This window comes from Cobetia sp. UIB-001, from assembly GCF_044789135.1.
Taxonomy (GTDB): Bacteria; Pseudomonadota; Gammaproteobacteria; order Pseudomonadales; family Halomonadaceae; genus Cobetia; species Cobetia amphilecti.
On the sequence record NZ_CP058244.1, the window covers coordinates 1209762 to 1222355 of the forward strand.

Here is a 12594-nt window from a genome sequence, read left to right on the forward strand (position 1 = left end):
TGCGCGTTCAAAACCGGTAACATTGGCGCATCGCTTTTCCTTCTTCTTGCTGTCGACGCGACCCGAAATGCTGAAGACGCGACATGTCACAGCGGCGCGTGAGGCTGGATCGTGATTCACAGGGCAGTAGATTCCATCAGTAGAGGTACTGGACACCATGCACGACGACAATCTTTCCCGCGCCGGTCTTTCCCGCGATGAGCTGGGCCTCGAGACGCTCGCCATCCGTGCCGGTCACCTGCGCGGTGCCGAGCAGGAACACGGCGAGCCCATCTACACCACCTCAAGCTTCGTCTATGGCAGCGCCGCTGAGGCCGCAGCCAAGTTCGGGGGCGATGAAGCCGGCAACATCTATTCGCGCTTCACCAATCCGACGGTGCGCTTCTTCGAGGAGCGCCTGGCGGCGATGGAAGGCGGTGAGCGTTGCGTGGCGACCAGTTCCGGCATGGCCGCGATCATGTCCACCGTGCTGGCGTTGCTGGAATCCGGCGATGAAATCGTCGCGTCGCGTTCCATCTTTGGTTCGAGTGTCAGCCTGTTCACCAAGTACTTCGGCAAGCTGGGCATCACCACGCGCTTCGTCGAACTGAAGGATCTGGATGCCTGGCGCGACGCGATCACGCCGGCCACCAAGCTGTTGTTCGCCGAGACGCCATCCAACCCGCTGTCCGAGCTTGGCGATATCAAGGCATTGGCGGCGCTGGCCCGTGAGAACGACGCCTGGCTCGCCATCGACAACTGCTTCTGTACGCCGGCCCTGCAGCGCCCGCTGACGCTGGGTGCCGATATCGTCATCCACTCCGCCACCAAGTATCTCGATGGTCAGGGCCGGACGCTGGGTGGCGCCGTGGTCGGAAGCTCCTCGTTGATGGAGGAGGTCTATGGCGTGGTGCGTACCTGCGGGCCGTGCCTGAGCCCCTTCAACGCCTGGGTCTTCCTCAAGGGCCTGGAGACGCTGAACATTCGCATGGAAGCCCACTGTGCACGCGCGCTGACGCTGGCACATTGGCTGGAATCGCATCCGGCCATCGAGCGGGTGCATTACTCCGGACTTGAGAGTCATCCGCAGCATGAACTGGCCAAGGCCCAGCAGAAGGCCTTCGGTGCGGTGCTCGGGGTGGTGGTCAAGGGCGGCCGCGAGGCGGCCTGGTCGGTGGTCGATGCGACGCGCATCCTGTCGATCACCGGCAACCTGGGCGACGTGAAGACCACCATCACGCACCCGGCCACCACGACTCACGGTCGCCTCAGTGATGACCAGAAAGCGGCCGCCGGCATCGAAGAGGGCCTGCTGCGTATTGCCGTCGGTCTGGAAGATCTCGACGACATCAAGCGTGATCTGGCGCGCGGACTTGATCGCCTCGCGAGCTGAGTCCCGTAACGCCTGCCTTTGCACACCAACGCCCGGTTCTGCCGGGCGTTGGTGTCTCTGGACAATTTCGCTGGTGTTGCCCGCAAGGGTTGGCGTCCGTTCGGGCACTGGTTAAGCTCTTGCTCAAAGAACCTGCCAGGTCGATGGTCAGGTGGAGACTGTCATCAGGAGCACTTCATGTGGCGTAATTCTCGACGGGGCTGGGGCTGGCCTGTCATCGTGATGCATTGGCTGTCGGCGCTGGCCATCGTCGGGCTCTTCGCGCTGGGCTGGTGGATGACGTCGCTTGGCTATTACGATGCCTGGTACCAGCTCGGTCCGTGGTGGCATCGCTCGGTCGGGGTGATATTGCTGGTGCTGACGCTGGTGCGGCTCGCCTGGCGCTGGAGCCAGACGACCCCGCAGGCTCACGGCACGCGCAATGAACAGCGCGCGGCGCTGGTCGGGCATGTGCTGCTCTACGTGCTGATGCTGGTGGTGATGATCTCGGGTTACCTCATTTCCACCGCTGACGGGCGTGGCATCAAGGTATTCGATCTCTTCGAGGTGCCGGCAGTGATCTCGGGGCTGAAGGATCAGGCATCGCTGGCAGGTGAGGTGCATTGGTATGCTGCCTGTGTGCTGATCATCCTGTCGCTGGGGCATGCAGCGGCAGCATTCAAGCATCACCTGCTGGATGGGCAGGACACGTTGCGGCGCATGATTCGGCCGCTGCGCTGACGAAAAGGAAGGCGTTGGGTACGCTCGAACGCCAGATGTGACGAAACCTCTCAAGGAGCACCAACATGAACAAGACATCCTTCCTCGGCAAGTCACTGGTGGCAGGTCTCATGGCGGCGTCGTTGCCGCTGATGGCGGGTCAGGCACAGGCCTCCGATTACACGATCGATACCGATGGCCAGCACGCCTTCATCCAGTTCAAGATCAGCCATCTGGGCTATTCCTACGTGCTGGGGCAGTTCAAGGAGTTCAGTGGTGATTTCTCCTATGACCAGGGCAAGCCGGAAGATGCAAAGGTGTCGGTAGAGGTCGATGTCGATAGCCTGGACAGCGCCCACGCTGAACGCGACAAGCACATCAAATCGGCCGACTTCCTGGATGTCTCCCAATATCCGACGGCAACCTTCACCTCGACCGGCTTCGAGTCCACCGGCGATGGTTCCGGCAAGCTGAAGGGTGACCTGACGCTGCACGGCCAGACGCAGCCCGTGACCCTGGATGTGGATCATATCGGCGGCGGTGAAGACCCGTGGGGCGGCTACCGTCAGGGCTTTGAAGGCACCACCACGCTGAAGCTCGCCGATTACGGCATCGATACCTCCAAGCTTGGCCCGAATGCGGCCACCGTCGATCTGTACCTGGTCATCGAAGGTATCCGCCAGTAAGGACGGCAAGCGCAGGACACTGGTGCTGACGTCAGCACCGACAGTGTGCACTGACGCTATGGGCTGAGCGCAAGCGCTCTGCAATCCGACCCCATGCCTCTCGACACAAACGCCCCTGCCAATCGGCAGGGGCGTTTGTGTTTGTGCAAGGCGCTCGCATCACATGGAGCGTCGTTCAGGCGTCAGCCGCGCAATGCCAGATAGCCGCCTGCCCCGATCATCAGGCCGCCGGCGCTGCGATTGAGGCGTTTGACCGCCTTCGCCGAACGCAGATAGCGGCGGACACGCCCGGCGAGATAGCCCACCGGCACCACGCCCAGCAGCAATGCGCTCAGGTTGAGTCCGGCGGCGATCACGATATCGCTGCCGGACAGCCGGGTGATATCCATGAAGGTGGGCAGGAAGGCGATATAGAACAGGATGACCTTGGGGTTGGATGCCGAGATGAGAAAGCCCTGCAGAAACCCTTTCCACCAGTTGCCGCGTAGCCTGGGGACATCAGTCTCATCCAGCGTCGGTGAGCTCGTCCATAACTTGTAGCCGAGATAGAGCAGGTAGGCGGCGCCCAGGATACGGATGACCACGAAGACTTCGCCCCAATGCGTGGCCAGTGCCGACAGGCCGAACACCGCCGCCAGCATGTAGCAGACATCACTGAGACTCATGCCCACGGCCATCGGCACGCAGGCATTGCCACCCTGGCTCATGCCGCGCGCCAACAGCGCGAGGATGCCAGGCCCGGGGGTGATGCCAAACAGGAAGATGGCAATGAAGAAGGTCAGCCCGCTTTCAAAGGTCATGAGAGGTCCCTGATGCATAGAGGGGAGGACAGCGCCGCCAAAGCGACGATGCAATCAAGCGCGTCTCGACAGGCGAGAGTGCCAAGCGCAAGACACCAGAGTAATGCAAAGCGCGGCGGCGCGGGAGAGCAGAACAAGAGGAGGGGATGAAGGAGGAGAAAGCGAGAACAAGGAAAGAGTAAAGAGAGCAGAATGAAGAGGAGATAAGAAGAGAGAGAAGAGAGAGAAGAAGGAAGAATCGTGTAACAGGGCAGATGCATGATTCAAGACAAGCGCGAAGCGGGCGCTCTGTGGCATATAAAAGCGCCAGCCGGTGGCCCGGCTGGCGCTGGGTGCTGCACATGCACGTTTTCGTCGGCGCGCATCTTGTGACAGTGCGTCACCTGCTGGCAGGTTCTCCTTCTTCTTTCCTGTGTCTGATGCCATGAGGCTCGGGCACTCAGGTACTCAGGTATTCAGGCACATAGGTACTCTGGCGCTTGGGCGCTCAGAACAGGGTTTCACGTATCGGGGGCATCGGCATCGTGGCTTCTGCGCGGCGGGGCTTCAGATGAGACGACGCCGCAAGTTGCGATGCGTCTCGCTGCGATGGCTCGCGAGCAATCCGTTGCTCACTCGCAGTCGTTGAGGACGGCGTCCGGGAAATGACGACGCAGCATGCGGTTCTGGAACTCGTCGATGAACGAGCAGTTGATGATGATGATGAAGCGCTCGAAGTGCTCGCCGGCGTTCTCCTGGGTGATGGAGCTGACACTGTGGAACAGCTGGTCATCGTGGATGTGCAGGACCTCGCCCGGTGCCAGCTCCGTGGTGGTCAGCAGCTCCTTGCCTGCCTTGTCCTGATAGAGGGTGTTGATGGCACCGCTGACATTCTCGCGGTTGAGCACCAGGATGCTCAGGTACTTGCAGCCATCGGCGTGGATGCCCTGACCCTGGAGAGGATCGATGGTGCCATCACCGCGCACGCCGGTGATCTGCATCAGGATAGGCTCACGCGGGCCGATCCCCCACATGTCGGCCCAGGCCTTCACGAAGGCGCGCACATCCTCGCGTTCGGTGAAGCTCTCTTCCAGCGGTGCGTAATAGCGCAGACGGTCAGCCATGCTGGCGGCGTCATTGAACTTGCCGCCCTGCGCCATCGGACATTCGCCCAGCGTCTCGACTTCATGCTGGTCGTTCAGGTGCAGCCAGGACATGCGCTTCCAGCGGGTGTTGACGTAGGGGTCACGCGGCAGGTCCTTCAGGAAGCCCTGCCAGGCCTCGAGGTCGATCTGGGAGGTGATGGAAGCCTTGCTCCAATGCTGGCGTGCCAGCTCCTCGTGGACTGCCTCCGGCCAGTACTGCGAGGCAAGCGGCAGGCGCAAGGGGGTGGTGTCCGTCTTGGGGGTCGGGTAGTGCTCCACCAGGCCGCCCTGTTCCAGGGTGATCTTGCGGGAAGAGTCGGCCAGTTGACGTACGCCACGATTTGCGATGTTCATATGAAATTCCTCGACGTTTTGTGCGCTTGGGCGCAAATGGAAGGTGTTGCGTTGGCAACGTCGAGGAGAATGGGAAGGTGCGCACGAGATAGTCAAACCCGTACCATGGCGGTAACACGCTAATCTCGCGCAAGTATCATCAATATGGGTACATGGCCAATATCGAGGTATGAGTAATCTAATCGACTGGTATTATGTAAGTCATTAGCGCTATTCTTCGCCCTTTGCAGACGAGCAGCGCAACGCAGGTTCAGGCCGCCTGGCACTGCATGAAGCGTTGAGGATAGTTATCGAGAGGCGCTGCAAGACGCTGGGTTTACGCGCAGCAGACCCTTAGACTTTTCTCATGACGACAAGAACTCGTTCTGCGTGTGAGAGAACTCGTTCGAAGTGACATTCCGTCACGAGTTGATCTGCCCCGCCGAAGTCCGGCGAACAGGCGAAGGACGGCAGCGGAGGTATCCTTCAACATGGCTAAAGGGTTCCGCCAGGCCAGCAGGGCCGCCGGAATATTGTGCTCTCGTCCCGTCATCATTGCCGTGGTACTGACGTTGATGGTGGTGGTGATGTGGGGCCAGAGCATGCTGGGTCGATGGCCAACCGCGTTACTGATGGTGATTCTTGGCGCAACTGCGGGCATCATGCTATCTCGCAAGCGTCAGGTGTCACATCATCAGCATACGCAGGAGGCGGTCATGCAGACGAGTATGGTTGGCCTCTCGACCAGCAAGGGACTTCCCGTCAGTGATCAGCGCTTTCGAGAGCTGTTGGAAAGTCTGCCGCGCGTCGCCGTTCAGGGCTATGACAGCCAGCGCCGCGTCATCTACTGGAACGAGGCCAGCGAGCGGCTATACGGCTATAGCGAGCAGGAAGCTCGTGGACGATGCCTGGAAACTCTGGTGATCCCGGAGACGATGGCAGATGTCGTGGTGGACGCACACCATGCCTGGGTCTCTCAGGGTATCGAGATCCCCTCCAGTGAACTTGAGCTCAAGCACAAGTCAGGCGCCCCCGTGCCTGTCTTTTCCCACCATGTGATGTTGGGAGAGCGCACTGACAACCCGCTGATGTTCTGTATCGACATCGATCTGGCGGGTGAGCGCAAGGTCCAGCGTGATCTGGATTACATGACGCGTTTCGACCCCCTGACGGAGCTGCCCAATCGCCAGACCTTCGAGAGCGAACTCGGTGAGGCGCTCAGTGAATGTCAGCGTCATGACGACACCCTGATGGTGCTGTTTCTCGATATCGATCATTTCACCGAGATCAATGACACCCTCGGTTACGAGATGGGTGACCGCGTCATCCGTAGCGTGGCCAAGCGTCTGCAGGGCTTCCAGCGCAATCAGGACTTGCTCTCGCGCTTTGGTGGCGATGAATTCGTGCTGGCGATGCCACGTCTGGATTACGAGAGTGATGCCCTGTCGGTGGTCGAGCGCATTCGTCAGGACTTCCAGCGACCCTTCGAGATCGAAGGGCGCCAGTTGCTGCTGCGCCTGAGCATCGGCATCAGCCTGTATCCCGAGAATGGGAGCGAGGCGGCCGAGCTGGTGCGCAATGCCGATGTCGCCAAGCATCGTGCCAAGCTGGCCGGGCGCGATGGCTATCAGTTCTTCAATCAGGAAGTCCGCAACGAGATGCTGCATCAGCACCATCTGGCCGGACGTCTGCAGTCGCTGCTGAATCAGGACGGCGGAGGGGAATTGTCGCTGCATTACCAGCCGCAGGTGGCGGCGCGCAGTGAGCGCATCGAATCCTTCGAGGCGCTGCTGCGCTGGCATTCTCCCGAGGGCTATATTCCGCCCTCCGACTTCGTGAAGGTCGCCGAGCGCACCAACCTGATCGAGCGTCTGGGAGACTGGGTCATCCGCCAGGCGTGTCGTCAGCAGGCCGAATGGCGCGCCATGGGGCTGAAGGGCTACCGGATCGACATCAACATCTCCGGACGCCAGGCCATCAGTTCGGATGTCTTCACCCGCCTTGAGGCCTATGTCGAGGAATACGGACTGACACCGCGGGACATCGGTATCGAGCTGACCGAGAACGTGTTGATCGATGCCGATATCAAGGTGCGCGACAGCCTGCGGGCGCTCTACGACCGTGGCTACAAGATCGCCATCGATGACTTCGGCACCGGCTATTCCTCGATGAGCTATCTCAAGTTGTTGCCGGTGACGGCGCTCAAGATAGATCGCTCCTTCGTGATCGAGTGCGCCCAGGAACCCAAGGACCGCGCCATCATGGAGGCCACGGTCTTCCTTGGTCATCGCCTCGGGCTGGAGGTGGTCGCGGAAGGGGTCGAGAACGAACAGCAGCTGGAGTTGCTGCGCGAGATGCGCTGTGACCTGATCCAGGGCTATTACTTCTACAAGCCGATGGCGGCCACGGATATTCAGCGACTGTTACTCGGTGGCAACAATCCGCCGAATCGCGCCTCGGGGGCTCTCGCCTCGGACAAGGGCGCTGCAGCCCCTGGCTGTCACTGATACCGGTCGGCCATGCGAGCGATTGATGGTGCTTCTCCAGCAAAGGTCTGTTGCTGTTTGGGCCCTTTTTTGTTCGCGGACTAAAAGATATGATGCTGACAGTTGAAACGCGTCAGGCCGTCACCCTTCATCTCGAGTCCTCCATCTCGGATAAGGACTGGCCACCTGATGTGAAGTCTTCGAGTCGAGCCAGCCATGGCTCCTCGATCATTTCTGCCGAGGGTGGCTGCGTCGTTCAATGCGCAGGGTTGTTCGCCCATCCTCGCTTCCAGCCTGCGTTGCAGGTTGCGATGGTTCCTTGAGCGGATTCACGATCTTTCCGGCGCTATCCTCTGGATACATGTCCGGGCAAGCCAGTCCTTGTGACTGGCTTTTTTTATGCCTGTCACAAAGTGTGGCGGCTAGTGGGGCGGTGCCGTCGCCAGCTCCCGGGCGAGCCATTCGCCCAGCGCCTCGGCATGCGGGTGGCGAGCACGAGCGCGGCCGACCTGCGGCAAGGTCAGCGTCAGACATGCCTCGGTCTCGACGAAGCCCCAGGGGGCGACGAGGCGCTTGCTGCGCAGGTCTTCCTCCACCAGATAGTCCGGCGCGATGCCGACGCCCAGTCCGACCAGTGTCGCCTCGAGCAGGTAGTTGAGGTGTTCGAAGCCTTGCGCGTAATCCAGCCCCTCACTGGATAGCCCCTGGCGTGAGCACCAATCCGGCCAGGCTTGCGGGCGTGATCGGGTATGCAGCAGGGACAGGCCCAGCAGAACCTCGGGGGAAGGGGGGCTGGATGCCTCGCTCAGCCACTCGCTGTCGGGCCGCAGTACGGGCCCGATGCGCTCGGTGCCCAGCACGCGCGTCTCCTGATGTTCGGCGTCATCAAAGGGCGGCGTCTGGAAGCGCAGGACACCGTCCACGCCATTGCGCAGCCCTTCGTTGTCATCACTGGCAGTCAGGTGCAGCTCGAGCTCCGGCAGGGCGTCCTTGAGTGCCCCCAGCCGCGGAATGAACCAGCGTGCCAGAAACGACCCCGGGCAGCTCAGCACGAAGGGCGCCCGCGCATCACTGCGTGCCAGTGCGCCGCACACGCGTGCCAGACCGCCAAGGTGATGACGGGTCGCGGTCGCCAGCTCACGGCCGGCCTGTGTCAGTGTCAGGCCACGTCCGGCGCGATCGAACAGGCGTGTGCCGAGTGCGTCTTCCAGCTGGCGGATCTGACGGCTGACGGCGCCGTGGGTCACATGCAGCTCCTCTGCGGCGCGCGAGGCGCTCTCATGGCGAGCCGCCACATCGAAGGTGCGCAGGGCATTGAGGGGAGGCAGTAGCTCGGTGCGCTCCATGGTGTGTCTCCTGAGCAAGTGCTGTGCGAGTGCTGGGCGTGTCATTGGTATGGAAAGGGTGACTGCGCGGCAGTGACCGTCTCGACCATCTGTGAGATTTTCTCACACATCTTGGCGAATTTATCGTTTTTCTTCCAGTGCCTGCAGCGCTAGGATGATCACCATATCGCTGGCCCCGCAGATGCCTTGCGCAGTATGTGAGACCAGCCACTGACACGATTCGAGGAGTTCAGCATGAGCCAGACGACTGCTACCCCCAGCCTGCGCCAAGGGCCTGATGCCAAGGGTTTCTTCGGTGATTTCGGCGGCCGCTTCGTTGCCGAGACGCTGATGCCGTTGATCCTGCACCTGCAGCGCGAGTATGAAGCCGCCAAGCAGGACCCGGCATTCGCCGAGGAGCTGGCTGGCCTGTCCGCGGACTATGTCGGCCGCCAGAGCCCGCTGTATTTCGCCGAGCGTCTGACCGAGCAGCTGGGCGGCGCCAAGATCTATCTCAAGCGTGAAGACCTGATGCATACCGGGGCTCACAAGATCAACAATGCGCTGGGCCAGGTACTGCTCGCTCGCCGCATGGGCAAGCAGCGCATCATCGCCGAGACCGGTGCCGGCATGCACGGTGTGGCGACTGCCACCGTGGCGGCGCGTTTCGGGCTGGACTGCGTGATCTACATGGGCTCCACCGATATCCATCGCCAGCAGCCCAATGTGCAGCGCATGCAGCTGCTGGGCGCCAAGGTCGTGCCTGTCACCGCCGGTGATGGCACGCTGAAGGATGCCATGAACGAGGCGCTGCGTGACTGGGTCACCAACGTCGATGACACCTTCTACATCATCGGTACCGTGGCCGGGCCGCACCCGTACCCGCAGCTGGTGCGTGACTTCCAGTCCATCATCGGTCAGGAAACCCGTGTGCAGCTGCAGGAGAAGGAAGGGCGTCTGCCGGATTCGCTGGTCGCCTGCATCGGCGGCGGTTCCAATGCCATGGGCCTGTTCCACCCGTTCCTCGATGAGGAAAGCGTCGAGATCATCGGTGTCGAAGCCGCTGGTGAAGGCCTGGAAACTCCGCGTCATGCCGCCAGCCTCAAGGGCGGCCTGCCAGGCGTACTGCATGGCAACCGCACCTTCCTGCTGCAGGATGAAGAAGGTCAGATCGGCGATGCACACTCCATCTCCGCCGGTCTCGACTATCCGGGTATCGGTCCGGAACACGCATGGTTGCATGACATCAAGCGTGCCGAATATGTCGCCGCGACCGACCAGGAAGCGCTGGACGCCTTCAAGATGCTGTGCCGTCTGGAAGGCATCATTCCGGCGCTGGAGTCCTCCCACGCGCTGGCGGAAGTCATCAAGCGTGCACCGGGCCTGCCGAAGGACCACCTGATGGTGGTCAACCTGAGCGGCCGTGGTGACAAGGACATGGCCACCGTGACTCATCACCTGGCCGACGAACTGGGCCTGAACCCTGACGGCGAGTAAGCCCGGGTCTGTCACGTGTTGCCCGGCGTCAGAGTCGTCAGTCGCTGACTGAATCTGAGCGCCCCATGCCTTCTTCGCCTGCGGGTGTCATCGATGCCTGCAGGCCAGCAAATCCGGAGTCTATTGATGAGCACTTCCGCTATCGACACTACTGCCAGCAGCCGTCTTGACCGTCGCTTCGCTGCCGTGCGCGCCGAGAATCGCGCCGCGCTGGTGACCTACATCACTGCGGGCGACCCCGGCTACGATGCCAGCCTCGCGACCTTCCTCGGCATGGCGGACGCCGGCGCCGATGTCATCGAGCTGGGCATGCCGTTCACGGACCCGATGGCCGATGGTCTGGCCATTCAGCATGCTACCCAGCGTGCCCTGAAGGCCGGCCAGACCATGGATCGCACCCTGGCGATGGTCAGCGAGTTCCGCAAGCGCGATCAGGACACTCCCATCGTGCTGATGGGCTACTACAACCCGATCTATCGTCGTGGCGTGAGCCGTTTTCTCGAGCAGGCGAGCGAGGCCGGCGTCGACGGCCTGATCGTCGTCGATCTGCCGCCGGAGCACGATGACGAGCTGTGCATCCCGGCCAGCGAAGCGGGCATCAGCTTCATTCGCCTCGCTACGCCGACCACTGACAGCGAGCGTCTGCCGGGTGTGCTGGCCAACACCTCGGGCTTCCTCTACTACGTCTCCAGCAATGGCGTGACCGGCGGCGCGGCACCGACTGCCGAGAAGGTCGAGGCCGAGGTCGGTCGCATTCGTGAGCATACCGATATTCCGGTCGCGGTCGGCTTCGGTATCCGTACCGCTGAACAGGCGGCACGGATCGGGCGTTTCTCCGACGGTGTGGTGGTCGGTTCTGCCTTGATCGACCTGCAGGCCAATGCCGAGACGCCGGAGCAGGGTACTCAAGCCGTGCACGCCCTGACCCGTGAACTGGCTGATGCCCTGAAGACCGCGCGTCAGTGATCGCTGGTTAGCGGTCAGCATGCCCCTCGCAGGGGCGATAGTTAGATAGTTAGATAGATAGACTGCAACGCCTCGAACCCTGTTCGGGGCGTTGCTGTTTGTAGGGCACGCGCTATCGGCACGACGCGGCGTGTCACGTCCATCGCCTCGTTCTCGCGCTTACTCTCAAGCTCAATCTTGCGAAGCACGCGCTGGCAGGATCTCGGCCAACCAGTGTGCTATCCGCCCGCGTACCTGCTCACTGTCGTGCCATTGCAGCAGCAGGTGGGGTGCCTCGGGCAGGTAATGAATCTCGAGCGTATCGCGTGAGGCGCTCGGCCAGTCGCTGACCAGTTGCTCGATGGCCACCCGGGGCACGGTGTTATCGCGATCACCGTGCAACAGCAGAGTGGGCGGCAGTCGTGTATCAGCAGAAAGTGCTGCGATGTCATCGCTGGCATGATCCGTGAAGCGAATCAGGCCGTAATAGGCATCAAGGCGCACGGAATGCACGACGCGGGAATCCTCGGCCAATCGCCTGGCGGCCGCGGGCTGAAGTTCTCCGTCGGGGTACCTGCGTGGCACCTCCACGCTGGTCGCGGGGATCAGGTGCGCCGCCGTCCAGAGTCCTGCGTTGTACAGATAGCGCCAGCGAATGCCGCCGCGGACGCCCGGGGCGGCGAGCAGGCTGCCATCGATCGACAGCTCCGGGTGCTGGGCGAGGGCATTGAGTATCACCGAGCCGCCCATGCTTTCGCCCGCCACGATCAAGGGGAGGTTCGGGTGGTGCTGGCGCAGTACCGTGATGGCGTCCACCAGATCCTCGACCAGCAACGGGGGCTCAGGCCATCGCCCTTGCTGGCTGGACTCCCCGAAACCGCGTTGGTCATAGGCGTAGGTCACGATGCCTTGTCCGGCCAGCCATGGGCCCAGATCGGCATATGCCAGCCGGAAGTCGCCGTAGCTGTGCAGGCCAAGCAGCATGGCGCGCTGAGGGGTTGCCTGCGCAGGTTGCCATGACTCCCATGCCAGCGACGTGGCGTCGCGGGTCACGAGATGGGATGAGGCGGAGGATTCATCAAGGTAAGGAGCCTGGTGGATGTCATTGGCCGCAAGGTAGTGCGGCCCGCATCCCGATAGCAGTATGCAGAGTGTGACTGACACAAAGGGCAGCAGAGCGTTCAAGGAGTGGCTCTCCGTGGCGAATGGCGTGATGTGTGTACTACGTCCGACGCTGCCGTGTGGATCATGCTGTCAGGGCATCTGAAGTGTGAGTGCTGTCAGTGTTGTGGTAGTGATCGCGCTCGATTCAAAGGCCTGTGCGGCG

The 12594-nt window shown here is 61.8% G+C and carries 10 protein-coding genes; 6 read left to right on the forward strand and 4 right to left on the reverse strand.

Going from position 1 to position 12594, the window contains the following annotated elements; all coding sequences use genetic code 11:
• Window positions 1-157 precede the first annotated feature (157 nt).
• The 3 genes from HA399_RS05130 (at window position 158) to HA399_RS05140 (ending at window position 2757) form a co-directional block, all read left to right on the forward strand.
• Window positions 158-1372 (forward strand): O-succinylhomoserine sulfhydrylase, encoded by a 1215-nt coding sequence (locus HA399_RS05130; RefSeq protein ID WP_404326290.1) that lies wholly within the window; start codon window positions 158-160, stop codon window positions 1370-1372.
• A 177-nt stretch (window positions 1373-1549) separates the two neighbouring features.
• Window positions 1550-2092, forward strand: coding sequence for a cytochrome b (locus HA399_RS05135; protein ID WP_153635333.1), 543 nt, complete (start codon window positions 1550-1552; stop codon window positions 2090-2092).
• A 65-nt stretch (window positions 2093-2157) separates the two neighbouring features.
• Window positions 2158-2757 carry a YceI family protein gene (locus HA399_RS05140; protein ID WP_043336921.1) on the forward strand — a complete coding sequence of 200 codons (600 nt, stop codon included), beginning with the start codon at window positions 2158-2160 and terminating at the stop codon, window positions 2755-2757.
• 182 nt (window positions 2758-2939) lie between these two features.
• On the opposite strand, the gene HA399_RS05145 is transcribed toward HA399_RS05140, so the two are convergent.
• Together HA399_RS05145 and HA399_RS05150 are read right to left on the reverse strand one after the other, a co-directional pair.
• On the reverse strand, window positions 2940-3557 hold the full coding sequence (locus HA399_RS05145; protein WP_054554925.1) for a LysE family translocator: 618 nt from the start codon (window positions 3555-3557) through the stop codon (window positions 2940-2942).
• Between the two features lie 611 nt (window positions 3558-4168).
• Window positions 4169-5035 carry a 2OG-Fe dioxygenase family protein gene (locus HA399_RS05150; RefSeq protein ID WP_084589647.1) on the reverse strand — a complete coding sequence of 289 codons (867 nt, stop codon included), beginning with the start codon at window positions 5033-5035 and terminating at the stop codon, window positions 4169-4171.
• 695 nt (window positions 5036-5730) lie between these two features.
• Here HA399_RS05150 and HA399_RS05155 point away from each other — a divergent pair.
• A complete protein-coding gene (locus HA399_RS05155; protein ID WP_279836720.1) occupies window positions 5731-7521 on the forward strand; it encodes a bifunctional diguanylate cyclase/phosphodiesterase in 1791 nt (596 codons plus the stop codon).
• Between the two features lie 401 nt (window positions 7522-7922).
• On the opposite strand, the gene HA399_RS05160 is transcribed toward HA399_RS05155, so the two are convergent.
• Window positions 7923-8846 carry a LysR family transcriptional regulator gene (locus tag HA399_RS05160; protein WP_404326292.1) on the reverse strand — a complete coding sequence of 308 codons (924 nt, stop codon included), beginning with the start codon at window positions 8844-8846 and terminating at the stop codon, window positions 7923-7925.
• 234 nt (window positions 8847-9080) lie between these two features.
• Between HA399_RS05160 and trpB the strand changes: the two genes are divergently transcribed.
• Both trpB and trpA read left to right on the forward strand, forming a co-directional pair.
• Entirely contained in the window at window positions 9081-10322 is a 1242-nt protein-coding gene (gene trpB, locus HA399_RS05165) for a tryptophan synthase subunit beta (RefSeq protein WP_054554923.1), read from the forward strand.
• Between the two features lie 126 nt (window positions 10323-10448).
• The gene (trpA, locus tag HA399_RS05170; RefSeq protein WP_324691970.1) at window positions 10449-11288 is read left to right on the forward strand and encodes a tryptophan synthase subunit alpha; all 840 of its coding nucleotides are present in this window, start codon (window positions 10449-10451) and stop codon (window positions 11286-11288) included.
• A 171-nt stretch (window positions 11289-11459) separates the two neighbouring features.
• On the opposite strand, the gene HA399_RS05175 is transcribed toward trpA, so the two are convergent.
• Window positions 11460-12251 (reverse strand): alpha/beta fold hydrolase, encoded by a 792-nt coding sequence (locus HA399_RS05175; RefSeq protein WP_404326294.1) that lies wholly within the window; start codon window positions 12249-12251, stop codon window positions 11460-11462.
• Window positions 12252-12594 lie beyond the last annotated feature (343 nt).

Excerpts from the sequence above, each read along its gene's own strand:
- HA399_RS05135 (WP_153635333.1), top strand. The coding sequence starts at position 1,550 with ATGTGGCGTAATTCTCGACGGGGCTGGGGCTGGCCTGTCATCGTGATG.
- HA399_RS05130 (WP_404326290.1), top strand. The coding sequence starts at position 158 with ATGCACGACGACAATCTTTCCCGCGCCGGTCTTTCCCGCGATGAGCTG.
- HA399_RS05140 (WP_043336921.1), top strand. The coding sequence starts at position 2,158 with ATGAACAAGACATCCTTCCTCGGCAAGTCACTGGTGGCAGGTCTCATG.
- HA399_RS05155 (WP_279836720.1), top strand. The coding sequence starts at position 5,731 with ATGCAGACGAGTATGGTTGGCCTCTCGACCAGCAAGGGACTTCCCGTC.
- HA399_RS05150 (WP_084589647.1), bottom strand. The coding sequence starts at position 5,035 with ATGAACATCGCAAATCGTGGCGTACGTCAACTGGCCGACTCTTCCCGC.
- trpB (WP_054554923.1), top strand. The coding sequence starts at position 9,081 with ATGAGCCAGACGACTGCTACCCCCAGCCTGCGCCAAGGGCCTGATGCC.
- HA399_RS05160 (WP_404326292.1), bottom strand. The coding sequence starts at position 8,846 with ATGGAGCGCACCGAGCTACTGCCTCCCCTCAATGCCCTGCGCACCTTC.
- trpA (WP_324691970.1), top strand. The coding sequence starts at position 10,449 with ATGAGCACTTCCGCTATCGACACTACTGCCAGCAGCCGTCTTGACCGT.
- HA399_RS05175 (WP_404326294.1), bottom strand. The coding sequence starts at position 12,251 with ATGCTGCTTGGCCTGCACAGCTACGGCGACTTCCGGCTGGCATATGCC.
- HA399_RS05145 (WP_054554925.1), bottom strand. The coding sequence starts at position 3,557 with ATGACCTTTGAAAGCGGGCTGACCTTCTTCATTGCCATCTTCCTGTTT.